We start from the raw sequence: 19,696 nt of genomic DNA on the forward strand, positions 1-19,696 counted from the left end.
ATATCGTCCCCGGGATTAAAAGAAGATATGGTGTGAGCCGCACGGACGGGGGCTCGCCGGGGAGGATCGATGAATATCACCGCACTGAGGCCGAAACTCATCCAGTATCTCGAGCCGCTCTCGGAGTTCTTCTTCCGGGCCGGGTTCACCCCCAACCAGGTGTCCCTGCTCTCCCTGCTCTTCGGCATCGTCTGTGCGGTTCTCTTTGCGGAGAGGCACTTTGTCGTCGGCTCGTTCTTCCTGCTCGTATCCGCGGTCCTCGATCTCGTCGACGGCAGCGTCGCCCGGAAGCTGGGGCGGGAGAGCACTTTCGGGGCGGTCTTCGACTGGATAGCGGACAAGTACGTGGACATGCTGATCCTCTTCGGCATCGGCATCTCGGGTATCCCCATAATAACCCATCTCCTCGATCTGCCTCCGATCTACGATTTCGGTGTCGTTGCGCTCGCCATCATCGGTTCGATGATGAACACGTTCATCAAACCCGTGGTCTACGCCGAGGCCGGTTTTCAGGAGCGGGTTGCCGGCAAGATCGAGGATCCCCTGGAAGGGATCGGGTTCTTCGGCCGCCCGGAGACGGTGCTCGTGGTGGGGCTGGGCGCGCTGACGGGCCTCGTCTGGATCTCTGTTATTCTCGTCGCGGTCGGCACCAATCTATCGGCAATCCAGCGGATCGTCTACCTCTACCGGAGGCTGTGATACCGGCAGGCGGCATCCCTGTCGGGCAACAGGAAGGGATGAGGTTCCCCTGCGAGCCAGATCCGCTTTCCCCTCTGCAAATCCGACCGCCGGGAGAGTGCCCGCGCTCGCCCCGGGATAGAGGGGGAGGGCGAACAGCCGAACCAGCGAAGGGGAGTTCCCGAAGACCGGGCAGCTCAACCTCCTGCCGCATGCCCAGCGCTGCGCCCTGGACGCGGATCGTTTTTATCGCCGGAGAGAACTGCGCTGCCGCTCTGCATTCGACTCGTGAGATGCGTGGCGAAGACGGGGGTGCATCTCCTCATCCGTTCAGGCCAGCTCCTCCGCGCCCCTCGAGAGGTGGAGAGCCTCGCTCAGGTCTTTCCGGTAGATGCCGACCAGATCGGCGGCCCAATCCCCGAGATCCGGGATGATGGCAAAGAGCCCGTAGGCGATGAGCACCAGCAGAACCAGCGCTCCCAGCTCGGAGAGCACATTGTGGGCCCAGAAGAAGGACTCGTAGCCGAACTCGCCGTTACCAGCGATCTCCGGTAGATAGGGGAACCACTGTTCGGTGTAGGCGATGATGACGAATGCGTTGCGGAACGTGTTGAGGATGTAGATGGTCGGGAAGACCAGCAGGAATGCGAGCACCTTCTGGCGGAGCGTGGTTCGAACGGCCCCGACGACGCCGAGCATGATCGCGATGCTCTGGATGCCGGTGCAGGCCAGTATCATCTCGATCCGCAGGCCGTTGCGGGTCACCATGTTCCAGGCCGGGTTCTGGGCCGAATACTGGAGCAGGTCCAGGGTCCAGAGGGTCTGGGCGACGAGCGCCGATATCATCCAGGTGCGGAGGGGTTCGATGTACTCGAACGGGGCGTATATCAGGAATGCCACGGCGGCGGCGGTGGTCAGCTGCATGACCGCCCCGCTGCCGTCGCGGATCCGCCGGACGGTGACGTAGAGGAAGGGGATGGAGAGCAGGGCGATGATCGGATACAGGAAGTTGTTCTCGACGGCGATGAGGTGCGGAATCTGCGAGTACAGGAACGCGACCATGGCACCCCAGCCGGCGATGGCCAGGTGGCGTTTGTAGGGTGAGGGGATGAGAAACGCCAGGAATGCGGCACAGGATACCAGCAGCAGGACAAACGACAGAAGTGCCAGGGGATCGTCCATCCCGGTATAGTGGGCGCTCCGGGGGAAAAAGAATTTTGGGCTGCTCTCCCCGCCGCCATGCCGCCGGTGGATCTCCCGCTCTTCGGGCGCACCCATCCCCGTTCGGGGGGACTTCCGCGGGGCTCGTGCTGCGGACGGCCGTTCCCCTTCCATCCGGGATCGCGTCTGCCGTTCGGGGCAAGCATTATGCGACGGTAACAACTAATGAATGGTGATGTTTTGCCCCCATTGCAAGAGTTTGATGATCTCCAGCGGCGGCCAGCTGAAGTGCCGGAAGTGCGGCTATATCCGCGAGTTCGACGGAGACGGAAAGGTCAGGGTCCAGTCGCAGACCGAGGGGAAGGAGATCACCATCATCGAAGACAAGAAGATGGCCACGCTCCCGACGATCAGCATCCGCTGCCCCAAGTGCGGCCATACCACGGCTTACTGGTGGCTTCGGCAGCTCCGGGCTGCCGACGAGAGCGAGGTGCGGTTCTTCCGCTGCGAGAGGTGCGAGTACACATGGCGGCAGTACGATTAATAGAGAGACGACATTTTTTCACGGAAACCGCTGAAGAACAACACTCAAGCGAAACCCGTTTCCCACGCGGTCCGGGACGCGCCGATCCCCTCCGGCAGCAACACGCCCAGGATCTCCGCATCCGTCCTTATGCATGCAGCGCGGGGATGAATTTGTCCCGCCAAACTATGTCTTACTCCGGGCGGCCTGCAGGACGGGGCGGTCCCCGATACCGGCATGGGAGATGATCCCGACCGCTCCACTCCCCCCATGCGAGGGGGCCCGGTGCCGCATCCCGGCACCGCCCGATCGGTGCGACGGCGGCTGCACCATCCTCCCCGCGGACGTTCGCGATGCTCCCGAGGTCGGTGCGTACGGATCCGCCGGAGAATCGGGATCTCCGCGGCGTCCCGGGACTTCCCCCGGGGAGCGAGGCTGATCCGGCGGAGGGATCCCAACCTCCTCGGGGAGCGGGATCCCGGGCGGCCGCACAGCCGATCGGCCGCCGGAACGCATGGGGGGAGCGGACGATGGCGATGCGGGTGTCCCGCACGGCGGCGGATGCGCTGGCGCAGCCGGTCCGGCTCTCCAGGCTATCGCGCATATCGCGGCGCGGCGACGCGGCCCGGGTGCGTTCCGCGAGGGGCGCGGCGTTCCCCGGGATGGGCGCGATCGGCAGCTCCGCCAGTCCGATCGCCATGGAGGCGAACGCCGCGTCCGCAACACGGTTCTCCCGCGGGGAGGACACCGGCCCTCTTCGGCCCGATGCCCCCGGCTGCGCACCCGAGCGTTCGGTCTGCACGTTCATTCTCTTCCCCGGGAGGGCACCCAGCGGGCACCCGTCTCGATCCCGGCGGAGATGGCCAGCGGCACCTTCACGCGGGACTCGCTCCCGTCCTCCCCGCGGTGAGCGGGATTCCGTCGTAGTGCCCACGGGCGAGGGAGCAGGTGCGGCCTTCCGCCGGGAGGGAGGCGATCGGCAGGGGGATCGGTCGGGATGCGGAGGGGCTTTCGCCCATGGCGGAACCGCGCCTTCCCGCAGTGGAGGGGCTGTCCCACCGGAACGCCAGGAGATGGGAGGAAAGCCGGGATTCTTTTCCAGAAACCCCTGTGGACCTGCGGCATGCGGGATTCCGGCCGCTCCTTCCCATGCCGCCCCGGGACAGGCCCCGGCGGCCCTGTCCACGGTAGATCGGGAGGAGTTCGTCGTCTGCCCTGCCGATTGGATGCTCCGGGAGGCGGGGGCCCCTGCCAGCCCGGTTTTCTCGGTGACTGCTTCGTATGCGGATCGAGGGAGAGTCTGGCGATCCGACGGCGATATGACAATCCCCTGGCCCGTGCTCCGGGCGCGTTCCCGTTCCCTCCCGGGAAAGCGGTGGCAGCCCGATTCAGATGCCGATCGGTGTGCCCTCCTCCTGCGTGCGGACCCGGAACGCCGCCATCAGCTGGCGGGTGATCGGGCCGGGCCTGCCGCTGCCGATGCTCCTTCCGTCGATCCTGACGATGGGCGCGACCTCGGCGGCGGTTCCGGTCACCATCACCTCGTCTGCGGAGTAGAGGTCGTAGTAGCCCATGTTCTGCTCCTTAACCGGGATGCCCAGGGAGGCGGCGATCTCCAGCACCACCTGGCGGGTGATGCCGCGGAGGTTGTTGAGGGTCGGCGGCGTGAACAGCACGCCGTTCTTGACGACGAAGATGTTGTCTCCGGACCCTTCGGAGAGGTAGCCGTTCGTATCGAAGATGATCGCCTCGTCCCCGCCCTTGTAGTTGCACTCGATCTTGGCCAGGATGTTGTTCAAGTAGTTCAGGCTCTTGACGTTTGGAGGGAGCGCCTCCGCGGCGTTCCTGCGGACGGAGACCGTGATGGCGGTGAGCCCGTTGTCGTAGAGGTCCCCGTACATCGCCCCCCACTCCGTGGCGATGATGATGACGGTCGGGACGCGGCACTTCCGGGGATCGAGGCCGAGATCCCCAACCCCCCTTGTGACTACCGGACGGATATAGGCGTCTTTCAGGTTGTTCCTGCGGAGCGTCTCCAGGATCAGCTCCCTGAACTCCTCCTTTCCGACCGGGATCCTGAGGTCGATCGTGCGGGCGCTGTCGTAGAGGCGGTCCAGGTGTTCGTCGAGGCGGAACACCCGCCCGTTGTAGGCGCGGATGCCCTCGAAGACGCCATCCCCGTAGAGCAGTCCGTGATCGAAGACTGATATGGTCGCCTGCTCCCGTGGAACGAACTTTCCATCCAGGTAGATGATCATGCGTACCCGTTTCACCTCCGCTCACTATTACTTTGCGCTTTCGTGCGCCGCCTGGTCTACAGCGGCAGAACAGGGGCGTCAACGGCATGCGGCGACGAATCTCTCGAGCAGCCCGCGGCTCGCGAGCGGGTGGAGGTGCAGGTAGCTCGCCAGCGTGCGGTCCACGAGCGCCCCGTCCCTCCCGCCCGAGATCCCGACTCCGCGGGTGAGGCGGAAGACATAGCGGGTCCCTGCATCCAGGGCGACGTCGCTGTAGTGGAACTCGTGCCCCCGGAAGGTGCCGGAACCGAGAGGGCTCCCGGGGAGCGCCTCCCCCTCCACGTAGCTGACGATCCGCCGGGCGGGGATGCGGGTGCTGCCCGAGAAGACTCCGCACATCTCGCAGACCGCCTCTTCCGACCGCCCCTGCCATCCCTTCTCCGTGCGGATCTCGTCTGTCAGGTACATCAGCCCTCCGCACTCGGCGTAGACGGGCGTCCCGTTGCGGGAGACCTCGCGGATCGCCTCCCGCATGGCGGCGTTGCTCTCGAGTTCACGCCCGAACATCTCCGGGTAGCCGCCCCCCAGGATGTATCCGTCGGCATCCGGAAGGCGCCCGTGCATCGGGCTGAAGGGGACGGTCTCCGCCCCCCAGGCGCGGAGCAGGTCGAAGAGGTCGGCGTAGTAGAAGTTGAACGCCGCGTCCAGGGCGACGCCGATGCGCACGTCCGTCCCGGGAGAAGCGTCGAACGGCGAGTCCGCCGGCGTCTCCGGGGGTTCTCTCTCCACGGCCAGGTCCTCCAGCAGGTCGATATCGACGTGGGCGGCGACGGTCTCGGTGAGGGCGCGGATCCGCCCGTCAAACTCGCTGCGCCCGTGCCCCTCAACGAAGGGCACGAGACCCAGGTGGCGCATCGCGAGCCCGATACCGGCGTGGTGCGGGACCGCCCCGACGACGGGGATGCCGCAGTGGTGCTCGATCGCCCGGGTCGCCTTCTGCCTGTGCCCCTCTCCGCCGATGTTGTTCAGTATGACCCCGGCGATGCGGATGGCCGGATCGAACTCCTGGAACCCGCGCACCACGGCGGCGGCGCTCCGCGTGATGCTGCGGGCGTTCACCACCAGCACGACGGGGAGATCCAGGAGTTTGGCGATCTCCGCGGTGCTCCCCCGGTCGGTGAGGGCGTCCGCCCCTTCGAAGAGACCCCGCACGCCCTCCACCAGGGCGAAGTCCGCCCCGCGCACCCCGTGCTCGTAGACCATCCCGATCTGCCGCCCGTCCATGACGAACCCGTCAAGGTTGCGGCAGGGCCTCCCCGATACCCCGGTCAGGTAGGAGGGATCGATGTAGTCCATGCCCACCTTGAAGGTCTGCACCGCGTGCCGCCGCGAGAGGAGGACGGCGATGGCGAGGGTGATGCTGGTCTTCCCGCTGCCCGAGCGGTCCCCGGAGATCAGGAGCGCCTTCATGCCAGGCTCCGCAGCACGGCCCCGAACTCGCTCTCCACGATCTGGCGCACGCCGAGTGTCCTGGGGTGGAGGTCGACCTCGACCAGCACGTGGCGGTGCCCCAGGCTCCGCAGGGGTTCGACCTGGCGGGGGCCGTTCGTTACGGAGAAGACCTCGACGCCCTCCGTGTATGCCGGCTCCACCGCGTGGGGGACCCCGACGATGAGGGCGAACTCCGCTCCAGCATCGAGGATCCGCTCCCCGATGGCGGGGCCGTTCGCCCCGTACTCGTCGAGCGCCCCGCAGAGATCGGGGCGAACCCCCCGCGCCTCCATCTCCCGCAGGATCGACGCCGCGTCCCGCCGCACCTTGGGGAGACCCCGCTGCTCCAGGTTGGCGATATAGGCAACGTCGGCCCCGGGGGCGGCGTCGTGCAGGGCGATGAGTTCGTCGGCGAACATGTAGGCCGTCTCCTTCTTGGCGTTCATGACAGCGACGCCGCGGGCGCCGCTCTTCGCGAGTTCGAGCAGCCGGGAGGCGGCGACGTGCTTCAGGTCCCCCCGCGAGGGCTCGATGTACTCCCTGTACGCGGCGCCCCGCAGCCGCTCCACCTCGTTCGCCTTTGCGAGGAGGAACCGCTGCCGCTCGAGCTCGTCCTGGCTGATCCATCCGGCCGCGGCGGCCGGCTCCAGGGCGGCGATGACACCATCGATGTTCTCGCGGAACCCGGCGTGGATGTTCACCACGATCGTCGGCGTCGAGATGCCGGCGTGATCGACGGCAGCCTGGAGGTCCTCGCCGATGATCATCGAGACGCAGGTGCCGACGACCGCCATCCGCCGGGGATGGAACTGCGCCTCCGCGTGGTGCAGCACTCGTTCGAGCGGGATCTGCCCGCCGAAGATGAACTCGTTGTCCGCGAGCGAGGTGGTGAGCACCCGCATGCCGTCCTCCTCCAGCAGACGGGCGTGCTTGAACGAGCATCCGGACGGACCGTGCAGGATGGATACGTCAACCATCAGGTCCCGCGCCGTGTAGAGGGCGGCGACGATCGAACTCGGGCGTGGCTGGATGTACTGCATCTCTCATCTCCAGGTCTTGACGGCGAGGAGGATGCTCCCCCTCTCCGTGATCGAACGGGCGATCTCCTCGCCCGCGGCGAGCGTCGCCGCATCTCCGCCCTCTCCCACCCGCACCACGCGGTCCGGGCGGATGGCGGCGATCGCCCTCCGTATGTCCTCCTCGGGAAACCCCTCGCAGACGGCCCGCGACTCTTCGCCGATGACGATCGTCAGGTCCGCCCGACCGGCGAGGGCGCGGGCGTAGGCGGCGGCTTCGATCGTCGTCTCCGCGGAGGTGCCGGAGTTGGCATTGTCCACGATCAGCGTCCCGGCGCTCCAGCGGTGCGCCATCCTCCCCTCGAGCGCCGGGAATGCGGTCAGGGGCGCGGGATCGACCGAGAGCAGGCAGGCGGCCGCCGCCGCCATCATCAGGGGCTCTCGGTAGGCGGAGAGGGCGAGCAGGGGATTCCTGAACGAGCCGATCCAGCCGTTGCAGGTATAGATGCACTCGTCGCCCCGGCACTGCACCGCATCCTCCACGGAGACCTCGTTCGGGGCCCGGGCCGCGCAGCCCGGCGGCAGCAGGCGAAGAGGCGCCCGCCGGATCGACCGCCACTTCTCGGAGAGGGCGCTCTTCTTTCCGGTGGCGATCCGGAAATCCTTTCTGGACGTGAGGATTGCCAGGTCGCCGGCTCCGCTGACGCCGATGGACTCCTCGGCGATCAGCCAGCCGTTCCGCTCCCGCGCGAGCGCCGCTGCCTCGATCACCGACGCCGGCGCGATGCTCTTTCTCTGGATCAGCGCCCGCTCCGGGTAGCCGAAGGTCCCGCGGGAGGTGTGGAGGATGCCCGCTCCCGGCATCGCATGGGCGAGCGCATGGGCGGTGGTGGTCTTCCCCTGCGCTCCGCTGATCTCGACCATCGGACGGGGTGTCCGCCCCTCCAGCAGCCAGGCGACCGCCTGGTGGTGGCTCATGACGGGGGCGAGGGCGAGGAGCGGGTGGTCCGGGTCCAGGTGCACCGGGGCGATCACACGGTCGTAGCGGCGTGTTCGGGCCAGTTCCGGGGATATGCCCTCCGCGCCCCGGTAGACGTCCACGCAGTCCACGCGGTGCCCGGCGGAGGAGAGGTGACGGGCCAGGTCAAGCCCGCCGTGGATGGTGTCCAGCACCAGGAGATCCATTCAGGTCTGCTCTTCGATGGCTCGATAGGCGTTCTTCAGCATCAGCTCCGCGAGCAGCGGATCCTGCCCGATCGGGTCAGCGTAGTAGAGGGGGATGCTCCTCCCGTTCAGGAGAAAACTCCCCCGGTTCCGCCCCGGCTCCAGGCCCAGGAGGGCGGGGATGTCCTTCAAAATATGAACGCCCTTGGCCAGGAAGAGGGGGACGACGACGATCAGGTCGATATCTTCCGAGCGGAAATCCTCGAGCGACGCCTCGACGCTGGGTTCGTTGATGCTCATGAAGCCGCATTTGACGACGAACTCCTGGCTCATCCGCTGGATCAGGTGTGCCGTCTCCTCCACCAGTTCCTTATTGTACGGCAGCTTGCTCCCGTGTCCAACGAGTAACATGCCCTTCTTACTCATACCGAAAATAGTAGTACGCCCGTTTTTAAATGGTTACCGATTGCCCGCAGGAGCGCGGGCACGCTCTCGCACATCCCGCTGCGGGGAGAGGGCGGATCGGGATCCGGCATTCCGTACCCGGGGGGGTGGCAGGCCTGCCGCTTCCAAAACGATTATTCCCCCGGAGTTTATAACTGTACAGACTCATGTCAGAGGATCTTTTCGAACTCTCGCTTAACAATACACGCATCAAGACACCCATCGCCCTCGCCTCCATGGCGGGGATCACCGACGCGCCCTACGTCAGCGGGCGTGCCGACCATATCGGGGCGGCCTTCATCGGGGGCTACTCCATCGATGCAAAGACGATTGCAGCGAGCCGGGAGATGGCCTGCACGGGACGGAAGGAGTGGCTCTACGACGATCCCGTGGAGGAGCTCTCCCGCCAGATCGCGCTCCTGGACGGTTCGGGTCTGGCGATCGGCATCAACCTCCGCGGGAGCGCTCCGGAGTCCTACCGCCACGTCGCGGAGGCGCTCGGGGACTCCGTGATCTATGAGATCGACGCCCACTGCCGCCAGGCCCCGATGGTGGCGGCCGGGGCGGGCGAGCACCTGATCCGCCACCCGGAGGATCTCGCCGCCGCGATCGCGGCCCTGAAGTCGGCGGGGGTCACGGTCTCGGTGAAGATCCGCGCCGGCGTTGCCGCTGACGATCGCCACCTCGCCCGCGCGATCTGGAGGGCGGGCGCCGACATCCTCCATGCGGACCTGATGGACTTCGGCTACCGCAAGTGCCGCGAGATTCGGAACAGCATGCCCCTCTTCCTGATCGCCAACAACGGGCTGCACACCTTCGGCCGCATGAGGGAGATGTTCTCCCACGGGGCGGACATGATCTCGGTCGCCCGCCACTCGGAGCCCGGGACGCTGGCCGGACTGGACGCAGCGATCACCCGCTACACCGAGGAGTACGGCTGGTACAATGCCCCGAAGCAGATCTGCCGGGGCGGGGACATCCGCGGGCTCGCCTTCTGCTGCCTGCCGGTCAAAGACTGCGCCCTGCTCCCGACGCTCGCCCGCATCGGCCTCTCGCGGGAGGAGTACGTCCAGTGCAAGCGGGCCGGCGTGCGGGGGACCCTGCTCGAACCGGGCCCTCTCACCTGCTTCGGGTCGATGGCCTGGTGCTGCAAGGCGACCTCCGCCTGCATGCTGCGGGATACGTCGCTCGCGCGGGCCGGCATCTCGACGCAGCAATACATGAAGGAGAAGCATCATCTTGCGGATAAAATAATGAAGAAGATATTCCATGATTCGGTGCACCCCGACGACGCCCGCTGACCGCGCCCAGCTGGCGATGATGCTGGAGGTCTGCGCCTACCCCAAGCCCGGGAACGTGGACCGCTGCCATGACTTCGAGCGCACGCTCCTCGAGCACTTCCTCGCCTCCACAATCCTGGTCCGCCCGGTGCTGGAGCGGGCGGAGCGGGGCGAGGGGTCCGTCGGAGAACTCCTCAAGGAGGCGGTGCAGCGGACCGCCTGCCACGGCGGGGGCAACACCCACTTCGGGGCCTTCATCCTGCTGATCCCCCTCGTGATGGGCGGCGGCATCGAGGGGGCGAGACGGGTGGTCGCCGCGACCACGGTGGAGGATGCGGTCGCCTTCTACGAGGCCTTCGCCCTCACCCGCGTGCGGATGCTGGCGACGGACGAACTGGATGTCGCGGATCCCGGTTCTATCGACGCGATCCGCGAGCGGCGGATGACCCTCCTCGACGTGATGCGCCACTCCTCGGGAAACGACATGGTCGCCGCCGAGTGGATCAACGGTTTTCTGCTCACCCGCCGCGGCGCGGACCTCCTCTTCCACTACGGGCACGGGCGGCGGGCGATCGTCGAGGCGTTCCTCCTCCTCCTCTCCACGGAGCCCGACACCTTCATCGGGAAAGAGCACGGGCGGGACGTGGCGCTCCAGGTGATGCGGCGGGCCCGGGAGGTGCGGGAGGGGCGCTGCAGCCTGGAGGAGTTCGACCAGGAGCTGATCCTGCGCGGGATCAACCCCGGCTCCCTCGCCGACATCACCATCGCCTCCCTGTATGTGGCGCTCTCGGAGGGGTGGCAGTGGGAGTGACGCTCTCGGCAGGGATCAACGAGGTGATCGCGACGACGCGGAACAACGCGGCGCCGATGGGGATCATCGCCCGCGACCGACTCTCGATGGTCGTCTTCCGCGCCAGCCACACCGCGGCGAACCTGGAGCGGGAGGGCTGGCTGGTGGCGAACTTCTGCCACGACCCGCTGCTGTACGTCCGGACCGCCTTCGAAGATCTGCCCGAGGAGGAGTTTCTTGCCTTCGATGTCCGCGGGACTGCGATGCAGCGGCTGCGGGAGGCGGAGGGCTACATCGCGTTTGCCGCCTCCGTCGTGAACCGCACGGAGGATCGCCTCTTCGTCCTCCTGGAACCCCTGCAGGACGAGGTGCTGCAGCACCGCCTCCACCCGGTGAACCGCGGGTTCAACAGCGTCGTGGAGGCGGCGATCCACGCGACCCGCTACGTGCGGAACGGCGATCCCCGCCTCCGGGTGCTGATCGACCACCACGCGGGGCTGATCCGCCGCTGCGGCGGTCCCCGGGAGTGGGAGGCGCTGCGGCTCCTGGAGGGCTACCTGGAGAGGGGTCAGTCGTAGACGTCCCAGCCCTCCTCCTGGAGCTCGTCCTGCCATGTCTTGTACTCGCAGATGAACTCCCCCTCCTCGGTGGGGATGTGCACGTAGGCCCGCGTACCCTCCTCGAGGTCGGTCACCTCGTCGAGCGGCTTGAAGACCCCTCCCTCAAAGACCACTTCGATGCGTCGTGCCATCGTCCATACTCCGGCTCCTGTTGCCATATATCGTTTGCGCCGACCACCCGCACCGAAGCCCTTTTCCCTCCGTCCGTCCATGCCGGAGTTGATGCAGCGTGCGGTGATCAGCGTCAGCGGTCGTGTGCAGGGGGTCGGCTACCGTGCCTACGTGCAGGATCTGGCGCGGGGGATGCGTCTCACCGGCTACGTGCGCAACCTCCCCGACGGCAGCGTGCGGGTCTTGGCGGAGGGGGAGGAGGGGCAGCTGCGGCGGTTTCTGGACGCCCTCTGGGTCCGCGGGGATCCCCTCATCCGGGTGCGGTCTGTCGACGTCGAGTGGTCGGAGGCGAGCGGCAGCTACACGGATTTCCGCATCCAGTACCGCGCACGCCCGCTCTAGCACCGCCCGATCCGGATCGCACCCTCCTCCTCTTCGTCGAGCGCCGGCGGCCCTGCAGCCGTTCCGCCCCCTGCGATCTCCGAACGCTCGTCTCCTTTCGCCGCATCGCTCCCCAGGGCCTCCAGCATCCCGGCGAGGTTCATCCCGTCGAACCGCGGGTAGCGGCGCAGCCTCTCGTAGTCCCGTGTGACGTGATAGTGGTACTGGCCGTAGAGGAAGAGCAGCACGTAGCCCAGCAGGTTGCAGATGCGGCGGGCGGAGGTGTAGACCACCTGGCGGGGATCGTAGCTGAACTGCAGGTTCCGCTCCCGCCGCAGGCGGATCGAGAGGTCGTAGTCCTCCAGGATCGAGATGTCCGCGTGGCCATGGATGCGGTCGTAGGCGGGGCGGGTGATGGCGATGTTGGGGCCGATCAGGCGGTAGTAGTTGAAGTAGTTCATCAGGGTGTAGACCTTCCGCCAGAGCTGGAGCAGGTCGGACCGCCACGACCCCTCCTGGAAGAGGATGGGGCCCGTGCTGACGTCGTAGCCCTGCAGGACCAGGTTCTCCGCGATCGCCGGCAGCCAGGCGGGCTCAAAAGAGGAGTCTGCATCGGTGAAGACCAGCACGTCGCCCCGGGCCGCCTCCGCCCCGTCGCGGCGGGCCCCGCCGATCCCGCTCCGCCGCTGCACGAAGACGGCATCCGCATACTGCTCCGCGATTGCCACCGTGTCGTCTGTCGAGTTCCCGTCCACGACGACGATCTCGAACGCCTCCCGCTCGAGATCCTGGCGGTCGATGGAGCGCAGGCAGCCCTCGATCGACTCCGCCTCGTTCCGGGCCGGGATGACGACGGAGATGGCGGGTCGATCCCCGTGCAGCGGGACCGTCTCCGGGAGGGGAAGGAGCATACCGGGCTCACTACGCGGCAGGCCCTATTTAAATGTGATCGTCAGGCGGCGAGCGGCCAAAATATTCATCCCAGCTAACCCAAAATTTCTAGAAGGATACCTATCGGTGAAAATCCTGATCCGACATTCAGGATCGCACATTCACAATCTCTAAAAAGCCAACCCGCTCAAAGTCGGCATCAAACGTGGCGATCCTGCTGATGCCATAATACTTACAAGTAGCTGCAATAAGCGCATCATTTGGAAGTAGCCCAAGGTCGGCGATTATGAGGAAGGCTTCCTTCTCGATATCGCGGTTTATCGGCAGGCTCTCCGCCAGATCCAGGAGATCGATAACTCGATCCAAGTTGCGCCCCTGTCCCTGTATCAGAGCTGGTGTTTTCCGCAGGGCATGAGGCCTTTCTCCTGTTGCGAGCCGTAAGAACACATGAACAACTTCGCTGAACACGATAGAATTACGATATAACTTCTGATCAGAGTGCAGTGCCAGAACTCCTTCCTTTACTCGTTCATCTCCTTCCAATATGTTTAAAAAGACGTTTGAATCAACAAAGACCCCATTCATCTTCCAGCTCCTGGAGAGCTTTCTGGGTGTCCTTCCCTTTTAAAAGCCCGAATGCCGCATTCACCGCCGTTTCGGCACTGATCACCACTTTCCCTTTTGTGCCCTCTTCCAGACGGATCCGATTCAGCGGTTTGAACACCCCGTCCTCATAGATAACATCTATGGTCCTAGCCATGTATCCTCACCACATTATTTGCAGGAACCTGTTAAATGGATTGTGGATGCTGCGCGCATCGAACCGCATCCTGGTTATTCCGGCAGATGCCGGTTATCTGCAACACTCATTATCTCTGTGTTTTATCCATGGTACCACAATAGCCGGATCAAACCATGACCTCGGCGATCTGTTTGTATTCTATAGCGATCTTGTCGTCGGTCTCAATGTAGAATTCGATGGCTTCCCTGATATTCTCCACGCTTCCTCGATCCTCTTCCCCTGCGATATGCAGCCCGGCAGGGAAGGAACCTCGACAACGTACCATCCGTCCTCCCCTTCGCGGACTACTACTTTGATCTTCATAGGTGTTCGTAGGAGAGGGGGATCCAAAAGGCTGCCTCTTACCGAAGCACCTCCCGTTCGCAATGACAATCCTGCAGGACTCCCGCTCCAGGCTCTGGCGGTCAATGTACCGCAAAGTCGTCCCTCAATCGCCCCGGCCTTGTTCGGATAACGACTGAGATCGCGGGGCAGCCTTCGCACAGGTTGAACTGGGGTGGGAGATAGGCATGGAGGAACCTACCGGACTTCGACACGGTTGGCCATTTAAAACTGATCGTCATGCAGAGAGCAACGCACCTCATTCTTTTCAATCCTCCTTCTCTGCGATTGCCGTAGCCCCTGATTTTGGCCGAACAGGTAAAATAGAATGATATCCGAATCAGAAGACGCCTCTATTCTCGATGTCCGAGATGATCTCCTCTACGGGCATTCCTTTCAGGATCCCTTGCGTCCTCCGGGAGATCGCTGAATCGAGGATGACTTTTACCCGAACATTCTCTCGGGGTTCGACGGTGAGGGTGTATTCCCGCAGTCCTTCCTCGGTGGGGATGTCCTCGCCTTTCTCCTGGAGATCCTCGATGTAGAGCTCGATGGCCTCTTTTGCCATCGCTATTGCCTCCTCGACCGTCTCCCCGAAGGTGACGCAGCCGGGAAGTGTCGGCACGGTAACCGTATATCCCCTCTCCGGCTCTTTCCGGAGCAGGATCCGATAGTTCAGGCGTCTCATCGCATCGCACCCCGTAGCATCGCAGATCAAACGTCTGCCCGTTAATAATACCTTACTCGGGGAGGTATAAAGGATATCCGAGCCGGGGCTGCGGGTCCCCGGGGACAGCTGGAAAGATTTTGAGGGACAGCAATCTATCTCATCGCAGGGGGTTGTATAGTGAAGGATGGCCCGAGCCATCCTCTCCCGATTATCTTCCCACGCTGAGGTATCGCGCTCAGGGGTGGGGGTGCGGGGGGAGCGAGTGCAACCCCCTCCCCTTCGTATGATAGGACCGCATGCCTATTCCTCGATGGCGATTCGTGTTGCCACACGATCCATCTCCAGGCGGGAAGTGGCGCAACAAAAAGGGCTATGGACCGGGCGTTACTGCCGGAAAATATTTCCCGCAGAACAGAGAACCTTAAAAATACCTTCGATTGAGGCCATGGGCGGGCCCGATGCCCAGATCGGCGAGGTCGCGGGTGTAGTGGCCTTCAGCAGCCAGATCCGCCTTTCCATCTATTGTGCGGGCTGCAATCCCCAGGCTCACCGGTTCGCCGATGCCCTTCACGAGCGGGATCTTCTTCTCGAGCCGGGCCAGGATGGTCCGTGCCTCTTCGAGAGTGAGATCCTGGTTCTTGATCTCAATCGCGAGGGGCCCGGAGGGACCGATGGCAAGAAGGTCGATCTCGTCACCGCGGCGGTTCCACCACGGGCCTGCATGATCGAACCGGGGCAGGAGATCCTCTTTCAGGAGGACCCGCACCATATCCTCGAACGCCTGGCCGGAGAATCCCCTCCACTCGCGGAGTATCCGCTCTTTGAGGAGATCGTAGCGACCGCTCTGGTACAGACTCATGTTGCGGTAGATGTAGCGGGCGAAGAAGCGGAAGAAATTGTCGGAGAGGAAGTACCGCCCCATCTTCGACGGGCGGTCCCGTTCGGTTACCGGGACCCTGTACTCGATGATCCCCAGGAGGTCGATGAGATCCCTGAGGTACGGCGGCAGGGAGGTAGGGGCGATATGGGTGAAATCGGCGATCTCCTTCTGCGATGTCTTCCCTTCGGCGATGGCAGAGAGGATCTCGTAGTAGGTCGCGTGCTCCCGCCCGAACTCCTCGATCAGCACGTCGCTCATCTCGCGCTGGAGCGGGGCGAGATCGTTCAGGATGAGGCGATCGAGGGCGGTCTCCAGGTCGGTGCATCCGTACTTCTCGAGGAACGTGTAGTAGTAGATCATCCCGCCGAAGAGCAGGTAGAGGTCGAGCCGTGCGGTCGGGTCCTTCACGCCGATGTCGGCGAGTATGGAGAGGCACTCCCGGGGTCCGAAGGGGCGAAGGGTGAGTATATTGTCTGCACGGCGGAAGAGGGGGGCGTCACCCTCCTGGAAGATCTTCCGGATCATACCCACCGATGAGCCGGAGACGATGAGGAAGAGGCGAGACTCTCTGCTTCGCAGATCCCAGAACCGCTGCAGCTGCGTGATGAAGGAGGGATGGATCTTCTGGAACCGCTGGAATTCGTCAAACACTGCGATGCACGGCTGGTCGAGGGAGAAGAGGAATTCGAGCAGGGCTTCGGGGGAGTCCAGGCGGATGTATTCGGGCAGGTCCAGGGCCAACGCCGTTTCCCGCCCGAACTCGTCCATGAGGGTATCGATGCTCTTGTTGGCGTCCACGAAGAAGTAGAGGGCTCTCTTCCCCCGCATGAATTCCAGGATGAGCTCGGTCTTCCCGACTCTCCGCCTGCCGGTGACGACGAGGAATGAGGGGCGTGCCGAGTGGAGCCGGTCCATGAGCCCGAGCTCCCGGTCCCGGTTGTAAAACCTCATAATAATTATGATTATAATTATTATATTTATTATTAATGATCCCGAGGACGGCCGGGATATCGCTGACAGCGATGGATCTCCGGGGCATGAACGCCGGGGAAATTCCTGCAGATATCGCAGCATTCATCGCGCGATACCTCGAGAGCGCGGATGAGCATGCCCCGCAGCGGCCCGCCATCCCCGGACGGCAGGCCTGACAACCCACGGACCGTGAGGTCAGCCCCCGATAGCCTCCGCCTCGTTCCATGCCGTGATGACGACGGAGATCGCGGGGCGACTCTCGCGCAACAGGTCTGTCAACGGAGCCGGAAGCATCTCTCGAGATCTTCAAGGGTGAACCCCACGGCAGGATCTCATCGAGGTCCAGGGTTTAGACCGGCGTGAACCGTATCGATTCTCCCCTGCGATGGCTAACGCGGATCACCTCCTTAAAGCAATCCTCAACGATCGTTATCGCTATCGAACAAACGGAGACATTCAGAAAAGGTGGTAATCAGACGTACTTGTCCATTATCAGAATCTCGGTACCGTCGATAAATGTCGCCACGATATAGATCCGATCCGGCTTCTGTGTTGGAGGTACATTACTCTTTCTTGTAACGCCGATCTCCGGCGGCGCCCAGGTCCAGTTATCCGGTTGATTCTCCCCATTGAGAATCCACACGTCCAGCCGCACCAGTTTGTCGTGGTCCTGCCCGCCCTGGTAGGTGACGACGATATTCCCGATTCCGTCGTCGTATGCCGATGCAGAGACCAGATAGGTGTTCTTCGTCTTCTCCGCCACTCCATATACATTGGCGGCCACCCAGGCGGCGAGCATGACAGTTATCGCGACTGCAAGGATAATGCCAACCGTTTCAGAAACTGCCTCCTCGCTGTCGATCTCCCGCATCGTTACCCCCGCATCCGGCACGACCGGATTGAATTGTTTCAGTATTGTTAGAGACATTGTATAAATATTTCTAAGTGATGTTATGGTCAATCAACTGTAAAACCAGAAACAATCGAATATTATAATAAAAATCGGATGAAGAGAGTGGAACGCACATTCGATTCAAACTCATTTCAATCCCACGAGGTCTGGTTCTACCGGATAGCCGATCCTCCTTCTCGCCGCCCGCTAGACATAGGCATCCAGGATCACCCGCTCGGAGTTATCTTTGAATCGGGCGACGACCACCACGTGATCCCTCCCCGCCGTTGCACCCGCTTCTGAATGCGACTCTCCGATGGACGGTGACGGCAGCTCATGGTTCGGCTCGAGGGTGACGCCCCGGCTATCGACGATGGTGATCCTGATCGCTTCGACAGCCTCATGATCCTGCCCTCCCCGGTAGGTGACCACGATATTACCGCCCTCCTGATACGCGGAGGCGTGTACATCGTACGGCCTCTGAATAGCGCCGGTAAATCCTATCGCGAACGCGGCCATGACGGACGCCAGGATCACCGTGATGGCGAGCATCAGGATGACGCCGATCACGGGCGAGACCCCTTTGTCCTGATCGTCAGTTTTTACCATCTTACTAACGGGCGAGTATTTTCTCTGGAATACAATATAGGGTTTCCATTTCCTGATTTATTAAAAACAAAGCATGGAGAAATACAATTCTAAATTTTATGGGCAAATTGCAAATATTCGTGGATTCATGATGCATTTAGACGGTTAGAGCCTAACCTGCCGGTTCATACATATGCATCCAGAATGACCTGATCCTCGTCGATATTGCTATTGAAATGAGCGATCACGATTACGTGCTCTTTTCCATCTGTGCCCAGGCCTGGGAAGGTATCAATGCAACCCACTACTGGATTGTTCACGGTATGCGATGCCGTTCCCAGAGAACTGTACACCGTGATATCAAGAGATTGAACCTGTCCCCTATCCGGACCGCCGTGGAAGTAGATCAGGATGTCATCCTCGTTCTGGATGGCATTGGCTGCTACCATTCTTTTTGCCTCGACTGTTGAGGTCATGCCGAGCACGACCGTGGCAATCACCGCGGTAAGAATCACCGTGATCCCGACCATCAGGATCACCCCGATAACCGGCGATACGGCTTCATCTTCACGAGGCCTGCCCTTGACTTTCCCAATCATTTCTTAATCTTCCAGTATCTTTTTTATCTTTCCCCTATCGCCTTGCGACGCACATCAGCCCAGCCCGGGCACGAATCCGCTGACGAGAAAGGCCAGGATGACGATGACCGTGACCATCATCATCTGCCCGACCGTCTCGGATACGCCCTCTTCCCTGGGAAATAATCTATTGTGAGAGATACTCTCCAGCATTTCAGATCTCACCTTTAAGTATGAAAATTAGAAAAGTTCACATATATAAATACTTTCTCCATTGAATTATTTTGAATTAAACCTGAATATCCTGGATTGACTCAATAATGTAAACTTAATTGCGATTTCTTGCATTCAAATAAAAAATTAAAAGAAAATATTTATCTGGCATTATCCAACCTCTCCATAATTAATTGCCTACCGTGCGAAAAATCGATCCCGGGGATTCTCGCGGGAAAATTCTCTGCGACTATCGGCTCGATCGGAAAAGATAGGATTTCTCTCTTCGATAGGACCGAAAAATATTGTTAGAGAGCAATAGAGCCGCTGTAGGACTTATCGTACTTATCTTTATACCTGAATGATATCGATCCGCCCTTGTACTCTCCGCCGCAATCAACCGGGACCTCGACGTAGAAGCTCCTGGATTTACCCGGTTCGACTGTACCGACCGTGACCGTCTTGGATCCCGTTGCGAATCCTGACTTGGTTGGGTTCATTGTGGCGGTCAGGGTTAGTTCCTGGGCCGAGATCTCGCCGGAATTCGTCAGTGTTCCCGAGAAGATCCACTTGCAGGGGTTTCCATATACATACTGGGTCTTTGTGAGCGTTCCCTTGACATCGGGCTTTGGAAGCGTCATCGTCTGTGAGAATGTTGCTATCTGACCTGCTTTCACATCCACAGTACCGTTGACAGTTGCATAATCGGGCATGGATAGCCGGACCTCATGCTTTCCCACGGGGACATCCGTGATGTTCAGGGGAGTGCTGCCGCGGTAGGTGCCGTCCAGGTAGACGGATGCCCCCCAGGGAGTGGAAGTCACTTTTATAGTTCCAACTGATGGGACCGGAGTTGCTGGTGTTTTTTGGGCAGAGGATTGACCCCCCGCAGTGCTGGAACCGCTCTGTGCTACCGTACATCCTGCGGAGATTAGAGCGGTGCAGAGGATTAATATTACCAATAGTATCAAGATTTTTCGCGCCATAGATTAT

General features: G+C 62.2%; 26 protein-coding genes. 7 read left to right on the forward strand and 19 right to left on the reverse strand.

Going from position 1 to position 19,696, the window contains the following annotated elements:
* The first annotated feature begins 69 nt into the window (after positions 1-69).
* A complete protein-coding gene (locus tag QMC96_11005) occupies positions 70-699 on the forward strand; it encodes a CDP-alcohol phosphatidyltransferase family protein (protein MDI6877284.1) in 630 nt (209 codons plus the stop codon).
* A 309-nt stretch (positions 700-1,008) separates the two neighbouring features.
* Here QMC96_11005 and artA read toward each other — a convergent pair whose 3' ends face one another.
* Positions 1,009-1,860, reverse strand: coding sequence for an archaeosortase A (gene artA / locus QMC96_11010; protein ID MDI6877285.1), 852 nt, complete (start codon positions 1,858-1,860; stop codon positions 1,009-1,011).
* A gap of 214 nt (positions 1,861-2,074) precedes the next feature.
* On the opposite strand from artA, the gene QMC96_11015 reads away from it, so the two are divergent.
* Positions 2,075-2,383, forward strand: a complete 309-nt coding sequence (locus QMC96_11015; protein MDI6877286.1) for a transcription factor S — start codon at positions 2,075-2,077, stop codon at positions 2,381-2,383.
* Positions 2,384-2,555: 172 nt separating this feature from the next.
* On the opposite strand, the gene QMC96_11020 is transcribed toward QMC96_11015, so the two are convergent.
* The 7 genes from QMC96_11020 to cfbA all read right to left on the reverse strand — a co-directional run bounded on the left by QMC96_11020 (position 2,556) and on the right by cfbA (position 8,696).
* Positions 2,556-3,170: a hypothetical protein gene (locus QMC96_11020; protein ID MDI6877287.1), complete on the reverse strand. Its 615-nt coding sequence runs from the start codon at positions 3,168-3,170 to the stop codon at positions 2,556-2,558.
* The gene (locus QMC96_11025) at positions 3,167-3,421 is read right to left on the reverse strand and encodes a hypothetical protein (protein MDI6877288.1); all 255 of its coding nucleotides are present in this window, start codon (positions 3,419-3,421) and stop codon (positions 3,167-3,169) included. The genes QMC96_11020 and QMC96_11025 overlap by 4 nt, the downstream gene beginning before the upstream one ends.
* A 329-nt stretch (positions 3,422-3,750) precedes the next feature.
* A complete protein-coding gene (ilvE, locus tag QMC96_11030) occupies positions 3,751-4,620 on the reverse strand; it encodes a branched-chain-amino-acid transaminase (GenBank protein MDI6877289.1) in 870 nt (289 codons plus the stop codon).
* Between the two features lie 78 nt (positions 4,621-4,698).
* Positions 4,699-6,069 carry a Ni-sirohydrochlorin a,c-diamide synthase gene (gene cfbB / locus QMC96_11035; GenBank protein MDI6877290.1) on the reverse strand — a complete coding sequence of 457 codons (1,371 nt, stop codon included), beginning with the start codon at positions 6,067-6,069 and terminating at the stop codon, positions 4,699-4,701.
* The gene (cfbD, locus tag QMC96_11040; protein ID MDI6877291.1) at positions 6,066-7,130 is read right to left on the reverse strand and encodes a Ni-sirohydrochlorin a,c-diamide reductive cyclase catalytic subunit; all 1,065 of its coding nucleotides are present in this window, start codon (positions 7,128-7,130) and stop codon (positions 6,066-6,068) included. Before cfbD ends, cfbB begins: the two co-directional genes overlap by 4 nt.
* Positions 7,131-7,133: 3 nt before the next feature.
* On the reverse strand, positions 7,134-8,291 hold the full coding sequence (gene cfbE / locus QMC96_11045) for a coenzyme F430 synthase (GenBank protein ID MDI6877292.1): 1,158 nt from the start codon (positions 8,289-8,291) through the stop codon (positions 7,134-7,136).
* On the reverse strand, positions 8,292-8,696 hold the full coding sequence (gene cfbA, locus QMC96_11050) for a sirohydrochlorin nickelochelatase (protein MDI6877293.1): 405 nt from the start codon (positions 8,694-8,696) through the stop codon (positions 8,292-8,294).
* A 185-nt stretch (positions 8,697-8,881) separates the two neighbouring features.
* On the opposite strand from cfbA, the gene QMC96_11055 reads away from it, so the two are divergent.
* Genes QMC96_11055 through QMC96_11065 form a run of 3 tightly spaced genes read left to right on the forward strand, consistent with a single transcriptional unit; the run spans position 8,882 to position 11,362 of the window.
* Entirely contained in the window at positions 8,882-10,015 is a 1,134-nt protein-coding gene (locus QMC96_11055) for a methanogenesis marker 9 domain-containing protein (GenBank protein MDI6877294.1), read from the forward strand.
* Positions 9,984-10,805: a triphosphoribosyl-dephospho-CoA synthase gene (locus QMC96_11060; GenBank protein ID MDI6877295.1), complete on the forward strand. Its 822-nt coding sequence runs from the start codon at positions 9,984-9,986 to the stop codon at positions 10,803-10,805. The genes QMC96_11055 and QMC96_11060 overlap by 32 nt, the downstream gene beginning before the upstream one ends.
* Complete coding sequence (locus QMC96_11065) at positions 10,796-11,362, forward strand: DUF447 family protein (protein MDI6877296.1); 567 nt, start codon at positions 10,796-10,798, stop codon at positions 11,360-11,362. Before QMC96_11060 ends, QMC96_11065 begins: the two co-directional genes overlap by 10 nt.
* Here the strand turns inward: QMC96_11065 and QMC96_11070 are convergent.
* Positions 11,353-11,535 (reverse strand): antitoxin family protein, encoded by a 183-nt coding sequence (locus QMC96_11070; protein ID MDI6877297.1) that lies wholly within the window; start codon positions 11,533-11,535, stop codon positions 11,353-11,355. The genes QMC96_11065 and QMC96_11070 overlap by 10 nt on opposite strands.
* A 79-nt stretch (positions 11,536-11,614) precedes the next feature.
* Here QMC96_11070 and QMC96_11075 point away from each other — a divergent pair, with 79 nt between their 5' ends.
* Entirely contained in the window at positions 11,615-11,917 is a 303-nt protein-coding gene (locus tag QMC96_11075) for an acylphosphatase (protein ID MDI6877298.1), read from the forward strand.
* Here the strand turns inward: QMC96_11075 and QMC96_11080 are convergent.
* The 5 genes from QMC96_11080 to QMC96_11100 form a co-directional block, all read right to left on the reverse strand.
* Complete coding sequence (locus tag QMC96_11080; protein MDI6877299.1) at positions 11,914-12,807, reverse strand: glycosyltransferase; 894 nt, start codon at positions 12,805-12,807, stop codon at positions 11,914-11,916. The genes QMC96_11075 and QMC96_11080 overlap by 4 nt on opposite strands.
* 127 nt (positions 12,808-12,934) lie before the next feature.
* The gene (locus QMC96_11085) at positions 12,935-13,372 is read right to left on the reverse strand and encodes a type II toxin-antitoxin system VapC family toxin (protein MDI6877300.1); all 438 of its coding nucleotides are present in this window, start codon (positions 13,370-13,372) and stop codon (positions 12,935-12,937) included.
* Entirely contained in the window at positions 13,353-13,547 is a 195-nt protein-coding gene (locus tag QMC96_11090) for an antitoxin family protein (GenBank protein MDI6877301.1), read from the reverse strand. Before QMC96_11090 ends, QMC96_11085 begins: the two co-directional genes overlap by 20 nt.
* 703 nt (positions 13,548-14,250) lie before the next feature.
* Positions 14,251-14,598, reverse strand: coding sequence for a type II toxin-antitoxin system HicB family antitoxin (locus QMC96_11095; GenBank protein ID MDI6877302.1), 348 nt, complete (start codon positions 14,596-14,598; stop codon positions 14,251-14,253).
* Positions 14,599-15,001: 403 nt separating this feature from the next.
* Positions 15,002-16,411: an ATP-binding protein gene (locus QMC96_11100; protein ID MDI6877303.1), complete on the reverse strand. Its 1,410-nt coding sequence runs from the start codon at positions 16,409-16,411 to the stop codon at positions 15,002-15,004.
* 35 nt (positions 16,412-16,446) lie between these two features.
* Between QMC96_11100 and QMC96_11105 the strand changes: the two genes are divergently transcribed.
* Positions 16,447-16,608: a hypothetical protein gene (locus QMC96_11105; protein ID MDI6877304.1), complete on the forward strand. Its 162-nt coding sequence runs from the start codon at positions 16,447-16,449 to the stop codon at positions 16,606-16,608.
* A 296-nt stretch (positions 16,609-16,904) separates the two neighbouring features.
* On the opposite strand, the gene QMC96_11110 is transcribed toward QMC96_11105, so the two are convergent.
* From QMC96_11110 to QMC96_11130, 5 genes are all read right to left on the reverse strand, one after another.
* Entirely contained in the window at positions 16,905-17,360 is a 456-nt protein-coding gene (locus tag QMC96_11110; protein ID MDI6877305.1) for a type IV pilin N-terminal domain-containing protein, read from the reverse strand.
* A 171-nt stretch (positions 17,361-17,531) separates the two neighbouring features.
* Entirely contained in the window at positions 17,532-17,933 is a 402-nt protein-coding gene (locus QMC96_11115) for a type IV pilin N-terminal domain-containing protein (GenBank protein ID MDI6877306.1), read from the reverse strand.
* A gap of 164 nt (positions 17,934-18,097) precedes the next feature.
* On the reverse strand, positions 18,098-18,511 hold the full coding sequence (locus tag QMC96_11120) for a type IV pilin N-terminal domain-containing protein (GenBank protein ID MDI6877307.1): 414 nt from the start codon (positions 18,509-18,511) through the stop codon (positions 18,098-18,100).
* A gap of 54 nt (positions 18,512-18,565) precedes the next feature.
* On the reverse strand, positions 18,566-18,703 hold the full coding sequence (locus QMC96_11125) for a type IV pilin N-terminal domain-containing protein (protein ID MDI6877308.1): 138 nt from the start codon (positions 18,701-18,703) through the stop codon (positions 18,566-18,568).
* Between the two features lie 308 nt (positions 18,704-19,011).
* Positions 19,012-19,689 (reverse strand): PEGA domain-containing protein, encoded by a 678-nt coding sequence (locus tag QMC96_11130; protein ID MDI6877309.1) that lies wholly within the window; start codon positions 19,687-19,689, stop codon positions 19,012-19,014.
* Positions 19,690-19,696: the final 7 nt, after the last annotated feature.

This window comes from Methanomicrobiales archaeon, from assembly GCA_030019205.1.
Lineage (GTDB): Archaea > Halobacteriota > Methanomicrobia > Methanomicrobiales > JACTUA01 > JASEFH01.